The following is a 20,221-nucleotide window of genomic DNA, read 5'->3' as shown; positions in this document are numbered from 1 at the left end:
AGTGCGCCCGTTACTCGAAGCGCCCCGTGCGCGCCATCTCCATCAAACGTGCGACGCGCTCTTCAGTGGCCGGGTGCGTCGAGAACAGATTCGCAATACCGCCGCCCGACAGCGGATTCATGATCATCATCTGCGCGGTGGCCGGATGCTGCTCGGCGGCAGGGAACGGAATGCCGCTCGCGTAGCGATGAATCTTGTCGAGCGCCGAGGCGAGCGCCTGCGGGTCGCCGGAAATCTGCGCGCCGCCACGGTCCGCTTCGAATTCGCGTGCTCGTGAGATCGCCATCTGAATCAGCGCACCGGCGATCGGCGCGAGCAACGCGACGGCGATACCCGCGATCGGGTTCGTCGGACGGCCGTTTTCGTCGCGGCTGCCGAAGAACATGGCGAAGTTCGCCAGTGCGGAAATAGCGCCCGCCATGGTTGCCGAAACCGTGGAGATCAGAATGTCGCGGTGCTTCACGTGCGCCAGTTCATGCGCCATCACGCCGCGCATTTCGCGCTCGGACAGCACGCGCAAGATGCCCGTGGTGGCGGCAACGGCCGCATGCTCCGGATTGCGGCCGGTGGCGAACGCATTCGGCGCGTCTTCGTTGATCAGGTAGACGCGCGGCATTGGCAGATTCGCGCGGGTGGCGAGTTCGCGCACCATGCGGTAGAACTGCGGCGCACTGTTTTCGTCCACTTCCTGCGCGTTGTACATGCGCAGAACCATCTTGTCCGAGAACCAGTAAGAAAAGAAATTCATTCCAAGGGCGATCACGAGCGCAATCGTCATGCCGCGCGACCCGCCGATCATCCCGCCGATCACGATGAAAAGGGCCGTGATCGCGGCCATCAACATCGCGGTTTTGACCCAATTGAACATGTCTGCAACTCCTTGCCCTAACGCGGGTTCATATCTGCGCCGCATGATCGCGGCGGCTGATTGTAAGCGAAATGTTAGATATGGGCGCGTGAGGAAAATTCAATCATCTTGATGCGGTGGCAAGCTTGATGCCCAAGCCGACGAATGCGCTGCCGACGCCGCGATCCAGCCACCGCTTCACCGACGGCTTGCCGGAGAAACGGCGGGTCACGCTACCGGCAATCCAGGCGACAAAACTGTTCCAGATCATGCTCATCACGACGAAGACCACGCCGAGCGTGAGGAACGCCAGCGCCTTATGGTCGCTCCCCGTTGTGACGAATTGCGGAAAGAACGACACGAAGAACAGCACGACCTTGGGATTCAGCACATTGGTCCAGAAGCCTTGCAGGAACAACTGGCGCAACGATTTCGGCGCGCCGGCAGCACGCGCTTCGCCCGCCGCCTGGTCTGCCTCCGGTTTGGCGAAAATCAGCCGCACGCCAAGATAGATCAGATAAATAGCGCCGACGAACTTGATAACCGTGAACGCAGCGGCCGAAGCAGCCAGCAGTGCCGTCAAGCCGAACGCGCAAGCCAGCGAATGAACGCAGCAACCGGCGGAGATGCCAAGCGCGGACATCAGGCCCGCACCCCGGCCCTGAGCGACACTGCGCCCGACGATGTACGCCGTATCGGGACCGGGCGTCACGTTCAGAAGAAAGACCGCGACGACAAAAAACTCGAAATGGGTGATGCCAAACATGGGGATCCTCTAAACGCGGGCCGTTGCATAGAGGATTCTAACGCGCCGCAGGGTCGTGGCGGGACTCCTGAACACCGGCCGAATGGACGATGTTCAAGGTGGGCGCCATGCGGTTATTTTGCTTCAGGAAGCTGGAAACGCTGACCCGCGGCCAGCGTCGAGCCGGCGAGGAATTCGCGCACCGGCAAGCGCTTGCCACCCGGCTTTTGCAGTTGCGTGAGACGCAGTGCGCCTTCGCCACAGGCGACTACGACGCCTTCGGCAGAGACACCGGTGATCGTGCCGGGCGCCTCGCCAATTTGAGACTCAGCCGGCACCGCTGCCCAGATTTTGATCGACGTGCCGTCTGCCAGCGCGCCCACTCCGCCGGGGAACGGATCGAACGCACGCACCTGGCGCGCGAGCACTGCGGCCGGCTTGCGCCAGTCGAGCGCGGCCTCGTGCTTGCCGATTTTTTCGGCGTAAGTCACGCCGTCGGCCGGTTGCGGCGTTGCCGCCAGCTTGCCGCTACGTTCGAGTTCGATCAGCGCTTCGACGATCAGCTTCGCGCCGTCTTGCGCCAGGCGGTCATGCAAGGTGGCTGTGGTGTCTTCGCCGGAAATCGGTGTGCGTGCTTCTGAGATCATCGCGCCGGTGTCGAGGCCGACGTCCATCTGCATCAGCGTGATGCCCGTTTCAGCATCGCCCGCCTCGATCGCGCGGTGGATCGGCGCCGCGCCCCGCCAGCGCGGCAACAGCGACGCATGAATGTTGATGCAGCCCAGCGGCGGAATATCGAGCACTTCCTGCGGCAGGATCAGGCCGTACGCGGCCACCACCATCACGTCGTGCGGGGTGGCGCGCAACTGGTCGATCGCAGCGGCGGCTTCAGCCGGATATTTGCCGGCGCGGCGCAGCGAAGCCGGCTGCGCCACGGCCAGCCCATGCTCCTGCGCGTAGCGCTTCACCGGGCTCGCCTGCAATTTCATCCCGCGCCCCGCGGGCCGGTCGGGCTGGCTCAGCACGAGCGGCACCGGAAAACCGGCGCTGTGGATCGCGGCCAGCGCGGCCGCGGCGAACTCCGGCGTACCGGCAAAGATGACGCGCAACGAATGACTCATGTACGGGGGCGGTAGGCGAGGTGGACGCGCATTACATCGCGTGGGCGAGCTTCTTCATCTTGCTCTTGATGCGCGTCTGCTTCAGCGACGACAGGTACTCGACGAACACGCGGCCCATCAGGTGATCCATTTCGTGCTGAATGCACACGGCCAGCAACCCTTCGCAATCCAGCTCGAAGGTTTCGCCCTTCTCGTTCAGCGCCCGCACGCGCACTTTCTCGGCGCGCTCGACGTTGTCGTAAATGCCCGGCACCGAGAGGCAACCCTCTTCCGAGAGCTTCTTCTCGTTGCTCGACCAGATGATTTCGGGGTTGATGAAAGCGAGCAGTTCGTCGTGCGTTTCCGACACGTCGATCACGACCACGCGTTCATGCACGTCCACCTGGGTCGCCGCGAGGCCGACGCCGGGTGCGGCGTACATCGTTTCGGCCATGTCGGCGACGAGCCGGCGAATGCGGTCGTTGACCACTTCGACCGGCTTCGCAATCTTGTGCAGCCGCTTGTCCGGGTAATTGAGGATGTTCAGTAAAGCCATGATCTTGTGTGTGTTTTATCGGCGCCGCTGACCGGTGGAAGGCTCGCGTTGGCCATTCGGCCAGGTTGTGGGCGCATCGCGTTGCGCAGACGATAGCGGGTGTCGAACCGGTTCGATTCAACGCGCCACGTGCGCTACACGACGAGCCCGCGCGGGTGGGCGCGGCGCTGCAGTTATTTCGGATGATGAAAATTTTAGCATGGCGCCCGCCTGCCCGCTGGCCCTGTAAGAGGATCGACTTTCAATGCGTACTTTGCCCGCAACCGATATTGAACTCGCCGCGTGGCTGCGGCTTTCGCTCGCGCCGGGGCTAAAACCCGCCGCCCTGCGCTTGCTACTGAGCGCTTTTGGACTGCCAGAAGCGATTTTCAGTCAATCGCCCGAGGCGCTTGCCGAGGTCGCGGGCGAGACAACAGCGCGTGCCGTACTCGCGCCGCCCAGCCCAGACTTCAACGCGCAACTCGACGCGGTTATCGCATGGCGCGAACTGCCCGGCAATCACGTGGCGACGCTCGACGATCCCGCCTACCCGCCGGCGCTGCTCACCATGCCCGATCCGCCGCCGCTACTATATATAAAGGGCCGGCTAGCTCTATTGCATACGAGAGCGGTCGCCCTGGTGGGCAGCCGCAGCGCGACACCGCAAGGCGTTGAAGACGCCGAACGCTTCGCGCGTGAGCTTTCGCAAGCCGGTGTCACTGTCGTGTCAGGGCTCGCTCTGGGTATCGACGGTGCCGCGCATCGGGGCGGCCTGGAAGGTGTCGGCGGCACGGTGGCCGTGATCGGCACTGGCGCGGACCTTGTGTACCCGTCAGCGCATCACGCGCTGGCGCGGCAGATTGCGGCGCAAGGCGCGATCCTGTCGGAATGGCCGCTCGGCACGCCGGCGCGCGCCGCCAATTTTCCGCAACGTAACCGTTTGATCGCCGGCCTGGTCAGCGGGGTGGTGATCGTCGAGGCCGCCATGCGCTCGGGCTCGCTGATCACGGCCCGGCTCGCCAACGAAATGGGGCGCGATATCTTCGCGCTGCCCGGCTCGATCCACGCACCGTTGTCGCGCGGGTGTCATCGAATCATCAAGCAGGGCGCCAAGCTGGTGGAAACGCCCGATGAGGTGTTGGAGGAACTGGGTTTCGCCAAACCGGCGGCAACGAAGGCCACCAGCAAGCAGACGGCTCTTTGGGACGGCACGAGCGCGCTGAAGTCGCCAAAAACGCCCGCATCGGAAAGGATTCAGCCGGATTTGCCGACGGCGTGCACAGCAGCGGTCCAGCAGGAGTCAGGCGCGGCGCATGCATCACCCACTGCCCCGCCGGCCATGAGCGCCGAGGCACGGCAACTCCTCGACGCACTCGGTCATGCCCCCGCCACGCTTGAAATTCTTGCCACCCGCACCGAGATGGGTGATGCGGCATTGCAAAGCACGCTGCTCCAGCTCGAACTCGCCGGCCAGGTGAGCGCGCTGCCCGGCGGCCGCTTCACACGAGCGACCCATAGCTGACCCCGCATTGACCGTGGTTGACCGCGATTCGGGATCGACCATGCTACATTCGCGCCAAAGCACCCGATAAAAGTACGCAAGGAACGACCATGCCCGCGCTGAATCTCGACACCGACCAAGACCGGATCGCCGAGCGCGTCAATCAACCCGACACGCTGTTCGTTGCCTGCCTGTGCGCGGAGTGGTGCGGGACCTGCCGCGAGTATCGCGATGCGTTCGACCGGCTAGCGGATAAGCATCCGGAGATCTGTTTCGCCTGGATCGACATCGAAACCCATGCGGACCGCTTCGACGACCTGGATGTCGAGAATTTTCCGACCGTCCTGATCGAAGACTCAGTAACGACCCGTTTTTTTGGCACGGTTTTGCCGCAGGCGGCGATTGTGGAGCGGATGTTGTCCGACCTGACGGCCGTGCCCGGCGTCAGCGGCGCACCCAAACTGCGGCCCGCACTGGCCGTCGCGTGAAGGTGGCTACCAGCCGCTGATCCTTGCGGCACGGGCGTTGCGGGCGGTACACGGCGCGTTTTCCATAGCTTGCCCAGTTAGTGAGCACAGAATTATCATGGCGCGCTTTTAATGGCACTTGACACGCCGCTCTCGCGCCGTGTGCTATAAAGCGGTCGTTATTGGGTCGCAAAGGTCGCAAACGAGGGTCGCGCTGGCAAAAGCGCACTCAAGGCCATCAACCCGGATCTACCAACCTCACATCGAGTCATGTCCAAAGCACTGATCATCGCCGAAAAGCCTTCCGTCGCGAACGACATCGCGCGCGCTTTGGGCGGTTTTACCAAGCATGACGAATACTACGAAAGCGACGACTACGTCCTTTCCTCGGCAGTCGGCCACTTGCTGGAAATCGCCGCGCCCGAAGACTATGAAGTCAAACGCGGCAAGTGGAGTTTCGCCAACTTGCCCGTCATTCCGCCGCATTTCGATCTGAATCCGATCGCCAAGAGCGAGTCGCGCCTGAAGGTGCTGACCAAGTTGCTCAAGCGTAAAGACATCGACCGCCTGATTAACGCATGTGACGCGGGGCGCGAGGGCGAGCTGATTTTCCGCCTGATCGCGCAGCACGCGAAAGCCAAGCAACCGGTACAGCGCCTGTGGCTGCAGTCGATGACAGCCGGTTCGATCCGCGACGGTTTCGCCCGTCTGCGTAGCGACGAAGAAATGCAGCCGCTCGCCGATGCGGCGCGCTGCCGCTCGGAAGCGGACTGGCTGGTCGGCATCAACGGCACGCGTGCCATGACCGCATTCAACAGCAAGGGCGGCGGCTTCTTCCTGACCACGGTCGGCCGGGTGCAGACGCCGACGCTGTCGATCGTCGTCGAGCGCGAAGAAAAGATTCGCCGCTTCGTACCGCGCGATTACTGGGAAGTGAAGGCGGACTTCGTCTGCGCAGGCGGCTTCTACGAGGGCCGCTGGTTCGATCCGAAATTCAAGCGTGACGAGTTCGATCCAGAAAAGCGCGATTCGCGTCTGTGGGCACTGCCCGCGGCTGAGACGATCGTCGCGGCCTGCCGTGGCCAGATCGGCACGGTGACGGAAGAATCGAAGCCGTCCACGCAACTGTCGCCGGCGCTATTCGACCTGACCAGCTTGCAGCGTGAAGCCAACGGACGCTTCGGCTTCTCGGCCAAGAACACACTTGGCCTCGCGCAGGCGCTGTACGAAAAGCACAAGGTGCTGACCTATCCCCGGACCGACGCACGCGCGTTGCCGGAAGACTATATGGATACGGTCAAGGAAACGCTCGGCATGCTCAAGGAGAGCAACAACTATCTCCCGTACGCCAAGCAGGTGCTCGACAAGGGCTGGGTGAAGCCGAACAAGCGCATCTTCGACAACTCGAAGATCAGCGACCACTTCGCAATTATCCCGACGGCGCAAGCGCCGAAGAACTTGTCCGAGCCGGAACAGAAGCTCTACGACCTGGTGGTGAAGCGCTTCCTGTCCGTATTCTTCCCGGCCGCCGAATATCGGGTGACGACGCGGATCACGGAAGTGGTCGGTCATCACTTCAAGACTGAAGGCAAGGTGCTGGTCGAACCGGGCTGGTTGCAGGTCTATGGCCGCGAAATCAGCGGCGAAGACGCGAACCTCGTGCCGGTGCAGAAGGACGAGAAGGTCAAGACGGACAAGATCGCCGCCCAGCAACTGGTGACGAAACCGCCCGCACGCTACAACGAAGCGACCTTGCTGTCGGCCATGGAAGGCGCGGGCAAGCTGGTGGAAGACGACGAGTTGCGCGAAGCCATGGCGGCCAAGGGGCTCGGCACGCCGGCCACGCGCGCCGCCATCATCGAAGGCCTGCTCGGTGAAAAGTATCTGATCCGCGAAGGCCGCGATCTGATTCCGACCGCCAAGGCATTCCAGCTGATGACGCTGCTGCGCGGCCTCGGCGTGAAGGAATTGACCGCACCGGAATTGACCGGCGAGTGGGAATACAAGCTCTCGCAGATGGAGCGTGGCAATCTGCCGCGCGACGCGTTCATGCAGGAAATCGCCCGCATGACGCAGACCATCGTCAAGCGCGCGAAAGAGTACGATTCCGACACGATCCCGGGCGATTACGCGACGTTGCAGACGCCGTGCCCGAATTGCGGCGGTCAGGTGAAGGAAAACTACCGGCGCTTCGCGTGTTCGAAGTGCGAGTTCTCGATCTCGAAGATTCCGGGCGGACGTCAGTTCGAAATTCCGGAAGTTGAAGAGCTGTTGCAGAACAAGACGATCGGACCGCTGTCGGGTTTTCGCAGCAAGATGGGCCGCCCGTTCTCCGCGATCCTGAAGCTCTCGCTGGATGACGAGATCAAGAACTACAAGCTCGAGTTCGACTTCGGTCAGGATTCGGGCGGTGAAGACGGCGAACCGCCTGACTTTTCCGACCAGCACCCGGTCGGCGCGTGCCCGAAGTGCAAGGGCCGCGTGTTCGAACACGGCATGAGCTATGTCTGCGAGAACTCGGTTGCGAATCCGAAAACGTGCGACTTCCGCTCGGGCAAGGTGATTCTGCAGCAGGAAATCGCGCGCGAGCAGATGGCGAAATTGCTCGAAGAAGGACGCACCGACCTGCTGACGAACTTCAAATCGTCGCGTACCGGCCGCAACTTCAAGGCGTTCCTCGTCAAGCAGAACGACGGCAAGATCGGCTTCGAATTCGAGAAGAAAGAGCCGTCGGCCAAGACAGCAGCAAAGACCGCGGCGGCCAAGGCTGCAGCCAAGGCAGCACCGGAGTCGGATGACGAAGACGCATCGGTCGCAGTGAAGGTGGCGCCCGCGAAGAAGGCTGCGGCGAAGAAAGCGCCGGCCACGAAGACTGCGGCATCGAAGACCGCCCCTGCCAAGAAGGCGCCGGCCAAGAAAGCGGCAGTGCGCAAGACGGGCTCGTAATTCGGGCGGGGGCTGGAGGGTATTCAGCTTCCGGCCAGCTTCGCGAACTTTCCGATAAAAAAGGCGCAGTCACGTACGTGACTGCGCCTTTTTATTGGGTCGGTCAGACGGCGCTTCCCTCAAGCGCTGCCGGCACCATCGCCGAATCGTTACAGCGGCGACAGAGCAGTGGGGCGGGGACGATTCGTCGTCTTCGCCAAAGTCTTCGGCAGCGGCGATAACTCGCTGTCCAACAGCCGTGACAGCGGCTCAGCGCCATCGAACGCTTCCGGCGGCATGGGATCCGCGGAATCGAGCGCGGCGGACGTGGCGGGCCTGCCAAGCCCGTCCTTGATCCACTGCTCACCAAGCAGACTGTTCGGCGTCTGGCTGAAATGCTCGACCAGATGATCGATGAACGTCCGCACCTTCGCCGGCAAGTGACGGCGGCTCGGATACGCGATGTTGATCTCGACCTGCGGCAAACGGAAATCGCCGAGCAAACGCACGAGCCTGCCGCGCGTCATGTCGCGGCCGATCAGATAGCTCGGCAGAATCGCGATGCCCATGCCGAGCAACGCGAACTGCCGCAGCATTTCCGTGTTGTTCGCCACGATGACGTTGGACGGCCGCACCCGCACTTCGCCTTCCGAACCCGTGAACACCCGCTCGTCGCCCCAATACTCGGACGGCAAGCTCAGGCACGGGTGCTCGAGCAGATGCTCGGGACGTGTGGGTACACCGTGCTTTTCCAGATACGCGGGCGTCGCGCACACCGTCATACAGCCGGTGGTCAAACGTCGCGTGACAATGCTCGCGCTGCGCATCTGGCGCGTGACCACGATCCCCACGTCGAAACCTTCCTCGACCAGATCGACTTGACGGTCGACCAGCGTGACATCGGGAATGACTTTCGGATAGCGCTCCGCGTACGTCTGCAGCACGGGCGCGAGGTTATGCAACCCGAACACGACCGGTGCGACTATCCGCAACGTGCCAACGGGCTCGTGATTGCGCGCGACCACCATCTGCTCGACATCTTCCAGTTCGTCGAGAATCTGGCGCGCACGCTCGAGATAAACCTGGCCGGATTCGGTCAGAGACAGGCTGCGGGTTGTGCGATTGAGCAGCCGCGTACCAAGACGGCCTTCGAGATCGGCAACGTGACGGGTGGCAACTGCGTTGGAAATATCCATCGCGCTCGCAGCGCGGGCAAAACTGCCGAGATCCGCCACTTTGACGAAAACTCGCATCGACTGCAAATGATCCATAGGACAACTCCTGCCGTGTTACAGCGTCCTGACAATTAGTGAAAACCAGTGAAGCGAACTTGGAATTCTCCTACGACTCTTGAAATCGTGCAGAAGTTGCCCGCCAAAGCGGAAATATTGTCGAGATTTGTGCCACTGCGCTCCCCAGTGTGGGATATGAGCCTCGATTGTTCCATGAGGAGCAACAATCTGCTGCACCGCAGCTTGCACTGTCTTTTTTGTTCGACCAGATGCAAAGGCGCCCAGGCATTGTGAAATCAGAAAAAATCGCAATTCGGGGTCTGAGTGGAAAAGAAAAAGCCGCCCGAAGGCGGCTTTCATGCGAAGTGAATACTCACCTAATCAGGCAGCGAGTTTTCCCTCAAGCATGCGTTTTGCCTCTATCAAAGCCGGCGGCAGGCCTTGTTGCAACGTGTCAAACAGGGCCGCATGCAGCGCGAGTTCGTCGCGCCAGGCCGCGTCGTCGACCGAGATCACCTGTTGGAATTGCTCGCGGCTGAAATCGAGGCCGTTCCAGTCGATATCTTCATAGTGCGGCGACACGCCGAACGCGTGTTCTTCACCTTGCGCCTTGCCCTCGATGCGTCCGACCATCCAGCTCAGCACGCGCATGTTCTCGCCGAAGCCCGGCCAGACGAACTTGCCGTCCGCGCCCTTGCGGAACCAGTTGACGCAGAAGATCTTCGGCAGCTTCGCGTTCAGTTTCTCAAGACGCTCGCCGGTTTTCAGCCAGTGCCCGAAGTAGTCGCTCATGTTGTAGCCGCAGAACGGCAGCATCGCGAACGGGTCGCGGCGCACCACACCTTGCTGCCCCGCCGCCGCCGCGGTTGTTTCCGAGCCCATGGTCGCCGCCATGTAGACGCCTTCGACCCAGTTGCGCGCTTCGGTGACGAGCGGCACGGTCGTCGAACGGCGGCCGCCGAAAATGAACGCGTCGATAGCAACGCCCGCCGGGTTCTCCCAGTCGGCGTCGATCGACGGACATTGCGAGGCCGGCGCCGTAAAGCGTGCGTTCGGGTGCGCGGCCTTGCGCCCGCTCTCCTTCGCGCTCGCCGGCGTCCAGTCCTTGCCCTGCCAGTCGATCAGATGCGCAGGCAGTTCGTCGGTCATGCCTTCCCACCAGACGTCGCCGTCGTCAGTCAGCGCGACGTTCGTGAAGATGACGTTTTCCTTCAGCGTGGCCATCGCGTTGAAGTTGGTCTTTTCGCTCGTGCCCGGTGCGACGCCGAAATAGCCGGCCTCTGGGTTGATCGCGTACAGACGGCCGTCCTTACCCGGCTTGATCCATGCAATATCGTCGCCGATAGTGGAGATTTTCCAGCCGTTGAGGCCTTCGGGCGGAATCAGCATGGCGAAGTTGGTCTTGCCGCACGCCGACGGAAACGCCGCCGCGACGTGATGCTTGCGCCCTTCCGGCGACGTCACGCCGAGCACCAGCATGTGTTCCGCGAGCCAGCCTTCGTCCCGTCCCATGGTGGACGCGATGCGCAGCGCGAAGCACTTCTTGCCCAGCAGCGCATTGCCGCCGTAGCCCGAACCATAGCTCCAGATTTCGCGCGATTCTGGGAAATGGACGATGTATTTGGTGTCGTTGCACGGCCACGGCACATCTTTCGCGCCCGCCGCGAGCGGCGCGCCGACCGAATGCACGCACGGCACGAACGCGCCGTCTTCACCCAGCACCTCGTACACATTGCGGCCCATACGCGTCATGATGCGCATGTTGGTGGCCACGTAGGGGCTGTCACTCAATTCGACGCCGATGTGCGCGATCGGCGAACCGAGCGGCCCCATCGAGAACGGCACCACGTACAGGGTGCGGCCGCGCATGGCGCCATCGAACAGGCCGTCGAGCGTCGAGCGCATCTCAGCCGGTTCGATCCAGTTGTTGGTTGGCCCGGCGTCTTCCCGGCGCTTTGAGCAGATGAAGGTGCGGTCTTCGACGCGTGCGACGTCCGACGGATCGGACCATGCAAGGTAGGAATTGGGACGTTTGGCGGGATTGAGTTTCTTGAGGGTGCCGGCTTCGACCATCTGGGCACATAAGCGGTCGTACTCCTCTTGCGAGCCGTCGCACCAGACGATTCGATCGGGCTTGGTCAACGCGGCAACGCGCTGGACCCATTCGATCAATTTTCGGTGCTTGACCCACCCGGGCGCCCCTGCCGACGCCTCGACGGTGGGTTTTCCTTCGAATGAGGGATGATTCATCGACTTGTCTCCGTTTTGAAAGCAATAGAAAAACGGTACAAGCCCAGCGATGCTGCATGCGAGAGGCATTCAATTCGTGGCATCGACTTTTTTTGCAAGCCGACGCGCAATTGTGCAGGTCATCGTGGGCCACACAGCTTGCTGGCGGAGGCGCCAGTAGACGGTGGTCTGCAACCGTCTGTAAAGCGACTTGCCTCAACACGCAACAAACTGTTAAAAACGATGTCAATCGGCCTTGCCGTGGCGTTGCCGTTCTTCGCGGCAACTTCTACGGTAAGGCATTCAGCCAGACCGGCATGTGACCTGGGTCACATGGTGGGACAGTCAGCATAACACTCCGTTCCGCACCGCTATGGTGCGCCGCAAGACACATACCATGAAGATTGCAATCCTCGACGATTACCAGGACGCCGTCCGCAAGCTCGACTGCTTTCAACTGCTGGCCGACCATGAGGTCAAAGTTTTCAACAACACCGTTCGCGGTCTCGGTCAGCTCGCGAGCCGTCTCTCCGAAGTCGACGCTCTGGTCCTGATTCGCGAACGTACCCGCATCAGCTCGCAACTGCTCGACAAGTTGCCGCGTTTGCGCATGATCAGCCAAACCGGCAAGGTCTCCAGCCATATCGATCTGGCAGCCTGTACCGAGCGCGGCATCGCCGTGCTGGAAGGCAGCGGCTCACCGATCGCACCGGCCGAACTGACGTGGGCCCTCATCATGGCCGCTCAGCGGCGGATTCCGCAATACGTAGCAAACCTTAAGCAAGGAGCCTGGCAGCAATCCGGTTTGAAGACATCGGCACTGCCGCCGAACTTTGGTTTGGGCCAGGTGTTGCACGGTCAGACGCTGGGGATTTGGGGTTACGGCAAGATCGGCCGGCTGCTTGCCGGATACGGCAAGGCTTTTGGCATGAATGTGCTGATCTGGGGCCGCGAGCATTCGCGCGAAGCGGCGCGTACGGACGGATATAGCGTGGCCGAAAGCCGCGAGGCGCTGTTCGAGCAGAGTGACGTGCTGTCGTTGCACCTGCGTCTGCATGACGACACGCGCGGCATCGTCAAGCAGGAAGACCTGATGCGGATGAAGCCGACCGCATTGCTCGTGAACACAAGCCGGGCCGAACTGCTCGATGAAAATGCGCTGGTGAACGCGCTGTCGCACAACCGTCCGGGGATGGTCGCGATCGACGTCTACGAAAGCGAGCCGATTCTGCAGGGCTACAGCCTGCTGCGCATGGAAAATGTGATCTGCACGCCGCACATCGGTTACGTGGAGCGCGAGAGCTACGAGTTGTATTTCACCGCGGCGTTCCAGAACATTCTCGCCTTCGACGCCGGCGACACGGCCAGCGTGGCGAATCCGGAAGCGTTGCAGGGCGGGCGGCGGCGTTAATCTCCGGCGCTTATCCCCGGCGCTTGTCCCTCATGGCACCTTCTGGCTTCAAGCTACGCGCCAATCTCGTTGGCGCGTAGCTTGACGCATCATGCAAAGCGCTCAGGAACCGCGCCCGCCGCGGCCACCCACCTCAGCGCGCTTCGTTCGCGCCGGCTTCCAGCAGATCGGGCATGCGCTCCAGAAAGGCCTCGCCGTCGACGCGGCCGAGGTTATATGCGTGCACCATCTGCGACGGGCTCGTGTAATCCCAACTCGAAATCGGCACCTTGCGCGACGGCTGCACATAAAGCCGTTGCTGCACGCCATGCGGCACGACGAACATTTGCGGCCGCGGATAAAGACGCGTGACCATCACCAGTACATTGCCGGGCGCATCCGCGTCGAGCGCGCCGACCGGCACGTTGTCGACCATTCCGCCGTCCAGCACCGGCCGGCCATTGCGCCGCAAAACAGGCGTGAACGGCGGCGTACTCGACGATTGCAGAATCAGATCGGCGAGATCCTCGACCGTCGCACAATCCTGCGCGCGCACGAATTCCGGATGAAAGCCGAGCGTCTGACCCAGCGTCGGATGCAGCGTTTTGCGCACGTATTTCTCGATGTTGTACGCGATCATGCCCGCGGCGACCGCGCTTCGCGCGCCGAGCCAGCGCGGCAGGTGAGACACACCGATGCGGATTTCCGGCGCGTCGGCAAGCGTCGAGAATTTATCGCGGTAGATGTCGAGCAGTGCCTGCCGGTAGATCCGGTAATGCGGAAACACCGATTCGCCACGCAGCAGGTTGCCCCAGTACGCGTTGCGGGTGTTGTGGCGCAGCGCGTCTTCGTAATAGCGCATGACCCAGTCGGAATCGCGCGTGTAAAGCATGCACGCAGTCGCGGCGCCGGCCGAAATGCTGGTGATGACGCGCGGACGGATATCCAGCTCCGGCTGCACCACGTCCCAGAATCCCGCCTGCCACCAGCAGCGATTGCCGCCCCCGGCGAATACGACCTGATCGAACATCTTGGCTTTTTCCTCTAATACGGCTTGCGGGCCCGTTTTCAGTTTTTCAATCGAGCAGCGCATAGGTGGTGGTGGCATGGACGGCCATGTTGCCCGCTTCGTCGAATAACTCGACTTCGCCGAATACAAGATTGCGGCCCATGCGCAGGACGCGCGCGGTGATCATCACGTCACCGTTGCGAACCGCGCGCATGAAACTGATGTTGAGCGAGACGGTGCTCATCGGCTTGAAGCCGCCGAGCGCGGCCGAAATGGCGACAATCATTGCCGTGTCGGCGGCCGCCATAAAGACCTGCCCGGAGATCACACCACCGGAATGGCGCAGCCCGCCGGAAAACGGCAGGCGCAAAGTCGCACTTTCTTCGTCGACCTTGACCGGGGTTAGCGCGAGCGCGCGGACCCAAGGCGCGAGGATGCGGTCGAGCAGCGCGATAATCTCTTTGTCATCCATGGCGGTTCCCGGTCGAAAGCCGCGCGACGGTTCGTGCGGCAGATGTCCGCGACATGATACCGGGACAGCGAACCATGCGCCTTTCCGGTGCCTGACGGCAGATTGCGCACGCGCTGGGGCACCCGGTCAGGATTTTTATAAGAAATCTGCTAAAGGGACTTGGCAATCTCGGAAAGTTACTGCATAATTTCGCTTCTGTTGGGGGCGTTAGCTCAGCTGGTAGAGCAGCGGACTCTTAATCCGTAGGTCGACAGTTCGAATCTGTCACGCCCCACCAAAGAATTCAACAAAAAGCCCGGTCCTTGCGACTGGGCTTTTTGCTTTGCGGCTCACTGTGCTGTGCGAGGAAGCCGACTCCGCATTCTCCCGACATGCCATCGGGACCCACGATTCGAAGCGCCGGAGCCTCACTATGTCCAAATCAAAACTCGACCCCGCCGATCTGGCCACCCCGCTCTCCGAAAAAGAGTTCGACGAACTCGATGAGTTTCTGATTTCCGACCTGACCTCGGAAGAGACACTGACGATCGAGGGGCTCGACGGTTATCTGACCGCGATGGCCATCGGGCCGAATACCGTACCGCCCAGTTACTGGCTGCCGGGTGTCTGGGGCCCCAGCGAGAATGACGCGCCTGCATTCGAAACGATGGATCAGGCTCAGCACATTCTCGGACTGATCTTGCGGAATATGAACGGCATCATTGCGAGCCTGGAAAATGACCCCGATGGCTTCGAACCGGTGTTTGGCTTCTCTCGCGTTGACGACAGTGAGCGCGAATACATCGACGGCGAAGCGTGGGCAGTCGGCTTCATGCAAGGTCTCGCGCTCGTGCGGGCGGATTGGCAAGTGCTGTTCGATAGCGAGCAAGGCCGGGAATCGCTTGGTCCGATCCGTCTGATGGGCGCACTGGATCTCACGCGGGAAGAGGAGAGCTTGATCGGCACGCCGCAACAGGATGAAGCCCTCACCAAACAGATCCCCGCTAGCGTCGCCGCGATCTATCGTTTCTGGCTTCCCTATCGCCAGGCCATTCAAGAGCGAACGCTAGCCGCTACGATTCAGCGCACCGAACCCAAGGTCGGCCGCAACGACCCGTGTCCTTGCGGCAGCGGCAAGAAATTCAAGAAATGCTGCGGCGCTGCGTCAACGCTTCACTGAAAGCAATTTCCTTCAATACACCCCGCCCCACTGCCCGATACCGTTGAGCGTCGCAAATCCTGCGCACTCACGTATCGAGGCATCAGATGACCGTCTTACTCTCAATGGCCGCCTTCGCGTTGGCCTCGTCGATTTCTCCCGGCCCGGTCAATGTCGTCGCACTCAGCGCCGGCGCCCAGCATGGATTCGCCGCTAGCATGCGGCATGTGACTGGCGCGACCGTCGGGTTCACGCTGCTATTGCTGCTCATCGGCCTGGGCCTGCATGCGTTGCTCGCGCATTTCCCCAATCTGATCGACATCGTCAAATGGGCCGGCGTTGGGTTCCTGCTCTATATGGCCTACAAACTCGCCGTCGATGACGGCAAGCTCGGCGCGGACAAACCCACGCGAGGGCCATCATTCGCCTACGGCGCGGCCATGCAATGGCTCAATCCGAAGGCCTGGCTCGCTTCACTAGCCGGCATGGGCGCCTATGCGGCCAATGGCGACGGCCGGCTCGTCTGGCAATTCACCGTCGTGTACTTCGTGGTTTGCTATTTGTCGATTGCCAGCTGGGCGTATGCCGGCACGTTCCTGCGTCGATATTTGCAGGAGCCGAAGCGTGTGCGGCTATTTAATCGTGCAATGGCGGCTTTGCTTGCGGCAAGCGCGTTGTATCTGCTGGTAGCGTGACACGGACTGCGAAACACGCGTCCGCAATTTAACTACGATACTGCCCGGGCGTCGCCGCGACCAGCCGCTTGAAGGTCCGCTGCAAATGCGCCTGATCGGCAAAGCCCGCGTCGAGCGCCACGTCGGCTATCGGGTGGCCGCGCCGGAGTTGCGCGCGGCTGTACTGGATACGCCGATTGATCAGATACGCGTGCGGCGTCATGCCGTAACGCTGCTTGAACGCCCGGATCAGGTGCGAGGCGGAAAGCTCCGCCGCCTTGCAGACATCCTCCAGCCTCAGCGCGCGCGTGCAGTTTTCGGCGATGAACTCGGCGGCTCGCGCGACTTGGCCACTCGCATCGTCATCCGGCAAGGGTGCCGGATTCAGCTTCTGTTGTGCCTCCGAGAAGAACGTCAACGCGGCGCTTTCCTTGCGCATGGGCTCGCTTTCGTCGTCGACGAGGATCGCGTATAGACGGTTCAAACCGTCGAACAACGCCGGGTCCGTCGTCATGGTCTGCGAGAACGCGCGAAACGCGTGGTTGTGGCTGAAACCGAGATCGTGCTGCAGCCCCATGAGCCAATCCACATCGATATGCAGCATCCGATACGACCAGCGCTCGTCGGCAACCGGATTACACGCGTGCGCGTCGTCCGGATTCATCATCACGACCGCACCGGCGCCGATCCATTCACTCGCGTGCCGATTCACATACACGCTATGCCCACCGGTGACAGCGCCGATCGAAAACGTCTCGTGCGAGTGTTTGGCATAGCAGACCTCGCGGCCATCTTCGATAGAACGCGCCTCGATGAACGGCAATGCTTCATCGCGCCAGAACTTCGGCGCCGCAGCCATCACTACTGATTCACTCCGGTCATTCGTCCCGCTCATCGCGTGCTCCTCGGTCATGCGCTTTATCCCATCGCGACTTCGTCGCCTGCGCACGTCGGCGCAATCCCCATCCTAACGGTGGAATCCGTCGCGGACCAGCATGGGAAACGTTACGTCCGCAGGAAACCCCGACATTCCGTTCTTGCCAATCCCAAAATACATAGTTATATTATGACTAGCCAAACAATGACTAGCCTGCAGCCACTTTCACTATGGTCCGCCACTCTCCGCTCGCCCTCGCCGTCCTCTCCATGCTGACTGAATCGCCGATGCACCCGTACCGAATGCAGCAGCTCATCAAGGCACGTGGCAAAGACGAGGTGATCAACGTCGGTCAGCGCAACAGCCTCTACCAGACCATCGATCGGCTATTGCGCGGCGATCTGATCGCCATCCGCGAAACGGAACGCGACGGCGCGTTCCCCGAACGCACGGTCTATGAAATCACCGAAGCCGGCCGCGATACCGGCCGTCTGTGGCTGCGCGAACAGCTCGCGCAACCCGCCCGGGAATTTCCGGCCTTTCCGGCCGCCCTTTCCTTCCTGCCGCTGCTCTCGCCTGACGACGTGTGCCGCCAGCTCGAGACGCGCATCGGCGCGCTCGAGCAGGAATTGATCCGGTTCGACGAAGGCACGAACGAAGCGACCGAGATGCAGGTGCCGCGGCTTTTCCTGCTCGAAGGTGAATTGGTGCGCGCTCGTCTGGTTGTCGAACTGGACTGGGTGCGCAGCGTGGTGACCGATCTGAAGGCCGGCACGCTCACCTGGAGCCAGGAATGGATCGACGAAATTGCTCAACGTTTCACGCTGCCGGCCGGCGAATACAAGTACAGGCTGGCTCAACCCGTCGCAAAAAAGGAGGCGAAATCATGAACCGTGAACCCATGGATGTGATCGTGATCGGCGCCGGCACCGGCGGCCTTTGCCTGGCGCACGGGTTGAAGCGCGCCGGCATCAACGTGAATGTCTACGAACGCGACCGCACGCGCGCGGACGGTTTGCAGGGCTATCGTGTCGGTATCAATCCGCACGGGCTCGCGTCGCTGGAAGCGTGCCTTCCGCCCGAACTCTATGCGACCTTTCTCGCAACGTGTGCGCGCACACCCGGTCACTTCAACATCCTGACCGAGCGAATGACCGAATTGCTCACGGTGCCGCTCGAAGACGAATCGATGAGCGGCGGCAAATCCGTCAGCCGGATGACGCTCAGGCAAGTGCTGCTCACGGGTCTCGAAGCGAACGTCCATTTCGACAAGACTTTTACGTCGTACGAACAGCACGCTAACGGCAGCGTTACCGCGCATTTCGCGGACGGCACGCACGTCACCGCGGATCTGCTGATCGGCGCGGACGGCCCGCGCTCGAAGGTGCGCCGCCAGTTGCTGCCCGACGCGCGGCTGGAAAACACCGGCATCGTGAGCGTCGGCGCAAAGGTGCCCATGGACGAAACGTCACGCGCGTTGCTGCCGCCCAAGGTACTCGACGGCATTACGCTGATTAACGCGCCGAAGGGTTATGGCGGCATCGTGCATGTGATGGAATTTCCGTGGCGCGCGGACGGCAACGGAATGAAGGACGGCATCGGCAATAACGACGCCGAGCTGCTCTCGCGTTGGCCGGGATTGCTCTACGACAACACGCGCGACTATCTGATGTGGGCCGTCTGGGGCGCATTGCACAACTTGCCGGCCGATCCCAAATCGCTCGGACAGGCCGCGTTGCTCGCGCTCGCGACGCAGATCACCGATGGCTGGCATCCGAATCTACGGGCCCTGATTCGCGCATCGGATCCGTCCACCGCCTTTAGCGTCGATGTGCGCACGTCGGTTCCTGTCGACGCATGGCCGACCACCAACGTCACGGTCCTCGGTGACGCGGTGCATCTGATGACGCCGGGCCGCGGCGTGGGTGCGAACACCGCCTTACGCGATGCCGCGCTGCTTGCCGCGCGTCTCGCCGATGCACAGCAGGGCAAACTGTCGGGTCACGACGCCGTCGCGGGTTACGAGGAGGAGATGCGCCGCTACGGCTTTCACGCGGTCGCGGAATCGCGCAAGCAGTTCGACGCGAGCGGCGCGCTGCATCGGCCGGTGGTTGGACGGATGGCGTTGAGCGCGATGCGCACCAGCTTGCGCGTGGTGAACAACGTGCCGATGCTCAAGCGCCGCATGGTCAACGCCGAAAACGAATTTCGCGGCGCCGATCGCAACGCGGCACCCGCCGGGCACGGCCAATAAGTTGTCAATAAGTTACTTCGCCGTCACATCGATATTGCCGAGATACTTCGCCGCTAGCGTCTTCACCGTGCCGTCGGCCTGGACCTTCGCAATCGCTGCGTTCAACTGATCACGCAGCGCGGTGTCGCCCTTGCGAATCCCGTAGGCGATGCCGCTGCCGAGAATCTTGTCATCGCGCACCGGCTGACCGACGAACGCGTAATCCTTGCCGTTAGGTCTCGACAGAAAACCCGTCTGTCCAGCCGGTGCAAGGACGAGCGTCGCATCGAGCCGGCCCGCCACGAGATCCGTATACACCTGGTTCTGATCCTGATACGGCACGACGGTCACGCCAACCGGTTCCCAGTGGGTCTTCGCGAAGGTTTCCTGAATCGACGCCTGCAACACGCCGACGCGTTTTCCCTTCAACGATGCGGGCGTCGGCAGCAAACCGCTGTCGCGCTTCGCGATCAGTTGCGTCGGCACGCGATACACGACGGTGGTGAAATCGATCGCCTGACGACGCTGCTCGGTGGCGTTCATCGCCGAATTGATCGCGTCGAACTTGCGGCCTTGCAGCGCGGGGATCAAACCATCGAACGAGGTCTCGACCCATTTGCACGTCATATGCGCGGCGACGCAGACGGCATTGCCGACGTCGACGTCGAGACCTTGCAACTCACCGTTCGGACCTTTCGATTCGAACGGCGGATACTGCGCCTCGAGTCCGAAACGCAGCGTGGATGTGTCGGCGGCGATCGCGCCAGACGACGCAGCAATCGACGCGAGTGCGCAGGCCAGCGCCAATAGAGGTTTGAGCAATTTCATAACGTGTCCCCTTTTCCTT

Annotated in this window: 18 protein-coding genes and 1 tRNA gene; 9 read left to right on the top strand and 10 right to left on the bottom strand. The window is 61.8% G+C overall.

The annotated features are described in order from the left end of the window. Positions 1 to 10 precede the first annotated feature (10 nt). From htpX to def, 4 genes are all read right to left on the bottom strand, one after another. Positions 11 to 868, bottom strand: coding sequence for a zinc metalloprotease HtpX (htpX, locus tag KHO23_RS20820; RefSeq protein WP_211613133.1), 858 nt, complete (start codon positions 866 to 868; stop codon positions 11 to 13). Positions 869 to 971: 103 nt separating this feature from the next. Further along, positions 972 to 1,613 carry a LysE family translocator gene (locus KHO23_RS20815; protein WP_211613132.1) on the bottom strand — a complete coding sequence of 214 codons (642 nt, stop codon included), beginning with the start codon at positions 1,611 to 1,613 and terminating at the stop codon, positions 972 to 974. A 113-nt stretch (positions 1,614 to 1,726) separates the two neighbouring features. Continuing rightward, positions 1,727 to 2,713, bottom strand: a complete 987-nt coding sequence (gene fmt, locus KHO23_RS20810) for a methionyl-tRNA formyltransferase (protein ID WP_211613131.1) — start codon at positions 2,711 to 2,713, stop codon at positions 1,727 to 1,729. Positions 2,714 to 2,744: 31 nt separating this feature from the next. Next, positions 2,745 to 3,248: a peptide deformylase gene (gene def, locus KHO23_RS20805; protein WP_201071802.1), complete on the bottom strand. Its 504-nt coding sequence runs from the start codon at positions 3,246 to 3,248 to the stop codon at positions 2,745 to 2,747. A gap of 244 nt (positions 3,249 to 3,492) precedes the next feature. Between def and dprA the strand changes: the two genes are divergently transcribed. From dprA to KHO23_RS20790, 3 genes are all read left to right on the top strand, one after another. After that, positions 3,493 to 4,749 (top strand): DNA-processing protein DprA, encoded by a 1,257-nt coding sequence (gene dprA, locus KHO23_RS20800; RefSeq protein ID WP_211613130.1) that lies wholly within the window; start codon positions 3,493 to 3,495, stop codon positions 4,747 to 4,749. Between the two features lie 89 nt (positions 4,750 to 4,838). Next, complete coding sequence (locus KHO23_RS20795) at positions 4,839 to 5,216, top strand: thioredoxin family protein (RefSeq protein ID WP_211613129.1); 378 nt, start codon at positions 4,839 to 4,841, stop codon at positions 5,214 to 5,216. Between the two features lie 249 nt (positions 5,217 to 5,465). After that, on the top strand, positions 5,466 to 8,141 hold the full coding sequence (locus tag KHO23_RS20790) for a DNA topoisomerase III (protein WP_211613128.1): 2,676 nt from the start codon (positions 5,466 to 5,468) through the stop codon (positions 8,139 to 8,141). Between the two features lie 149 nt (positions 8,142 to 8,290). On the opposite strand, the gene KHO23_RS20785 is transcribed toward KHO23_RS20790, so the two are convergent. Beyond that, the gene (locus KHO23_RS20785) at positions 8,291 to 9,391 is read right to left on the bottom strand and encodes a LysR family transcriptional regulator (RefSeq protein ID WP_211613127.1); all 1,101 of its coding nucleotides are present in this window, start codon (positions 9,389 to 9,391) and stop codon (positions 8,291 to 8,293) included. Positions 9,392 to 9,733: 342 nt separating this feature from the next. Continuing rightward, positions 9,734 to 11,602 (bottom strand): phosphoenolpyruvate carboxykinase (GTP), encoded by a 1,869-nt coding sequence (locus KHO23_RS20780; RefSeq protein ID WP_211613126.1) that lies wholly within the window; start codon positions 11,600 to 11,602, stop codon positions 9,734 to 9,736. Positions 11,603 to 11,978: 376 nt separating this feature from the next. Between KHO23_RS20780 and KHO23_RS20775 the strand changes: the two genes are divergently transcribed. Then, the gene (locus KHO23_RS20775; protein ID WP_211613125.1) at positions 11,979 to 12,992 is read left to right on the top strand and encodes a D-2-hydroxyacid dehydrogenase family protein; all 1,014 of its coding nucleotides are present in this window, start codon (positions 11,979 to 11,981) and stop codon (positions 12,990 to 12,992) included. 133 nt (positions 12,993 to 13,125) lie between these two features. Here KHO23_RS20775 and KHO23_RS20770 read toward each other — a convergent pair whose 3' ends face one another. Continuing rightward, entirely contained in the window at positions 13,126 to 14,001 is an 876-nt protein-coding gene (locus KHO23_RS20770; RefSeq protein WP_211613124.1) for a patatin-like phospholipase family protein, read from the bottom strand. A gap of 46 nt (positions 14,002 to 14,047) precedes the next feature. Beyond that, positions 14,048 to 14,452, bottom strand: a complete 405-nt coding sequence (locus KHO23_RS20765; protein ID WP_211613123.1) for a PaaI family thioesterase — start codon at positions 14,450 to 14,452, stop codon at positions 14,048 to 14,050. A 201-nt stretch (positions 14,453 to 14,653) separates the two neighbouring features. Here KHO23_RS20765 and KHO23_RS20760 point away from each other — a divergent pair. From KHO23_RS20760 to KHO23_RS20750, 3 genes are all read left to right on the top strand, one after another. Then, positions 14,654 to 14,729: transfer RNA gene (locus KHO23_RS20760), tRNA-Lys, on the top strand. 135 nt (positions 14,730 to 14,864) lie between these two features. After that, on the top strand, positions 14,865 to 15,611 hold the full coding sequence (locus KHO23_RS20755) for a UPF0149 family protein (RefSeq protein ID WP_211613122.1): 747 nt from the start codon (positions 14,865 to 14,867) through the stop codon (positions 15,609 to 15,611). An 86-nt stretch (positions 15,612 to 15,697) separates the two neighbouring features. Then, the gene (locus KHO23_RS20750) at positions 15,698 to 16,285 is read left to right on the top strand and encodes a LysE family translocator (RefSeq protein ID WP_211613121.1); all 588 of its coding nucleotides are present in this window, start codon (positions 15,698 to 15,700) and stop codon (positions 16,283 to 16,285) included. A gap of 28 nt (positions 16,286 to 16,313) precedes the next feature. Here the strand turns inward: KHO23_RS20750 and KHO23_RS20745 are convergent, their stop codons facing one another. Continuing rightward, positions 16,314 to 17,159, bottom strand: coding sequence for an AraC family transcriptional regulator (locus KHO23_RS20745; protein WP_236066935.1), 846 nt, complete (start codon positions 17,157 to 17,159; stop codon positions 16,314 to 16,316). 212 nt (positions 17,160 to 17,371) lie between these two features. Between KHO23_RS20745 and KHO23_RS20740 the strand changes: the two genes are divergently transcribed. Together KHO23_RS20740 and KHO23_RS20735 are read left to right on the top strand one after the other, a co-directional pair. Then, a complete protein-coding gene (locus KHO23_RS20740) occupies positions 17,372 to 18,031 on the top strand; it encodes a PadR family transcriptional regulator (protein WP_211613119.1) in 660 nt (219 codons plus the stop codon). Then, positions 18,028 to 19,395 (top strand): FAD-dependent monooxygenase, encoded by a 1,368-nt coding sequence (locus KHO23_RS20735; RefSeq protein ID WP_211613118.1) that lies wholly within the window; start codon positions 18,028 to 18,030, stop codon positions 19,393 to 19,395. The genes KHO23_RS20740 and KHO23_RS20735 overlap by 4 nt, the downstream gene beginning before the upstream one ends. Positions 19,396 to 19,407: 12 nt before the next feature. Here the strand turns inward: KHO23_RS20735 and KHO23_RS20730 are convergent, their stop codons facing one another. After that, complete coding sequence (locus tag KHO23_RS20730) at positions 19,408 to 20,202, bottom strand: ABC transporter substrate-binding protein (RefSeq protein ID WP_211613117.1); 795 nt, start codon at positions 20,200 to 20,202, stop codon at positions 19,408 to 19,410. Between the last annotated feature and the right edge of the window lie 19 nt (positions 20,203 to 20,221).

This window comes from Paraburkholderia haematera (assembly GCF_905220975.1).
GTDB classification, from domain to species: Bacteria; Pseudomonadota; Gammaproteobacteria; order Burkholderiales; family Burkholderiaceae; genus Paraburkholderia; species Paraburkholderia haematera.
Note: the sequence above shows the minus strand (reverse complement) of the source record. Positions and strands in the feature narration are given on the sequence as shown.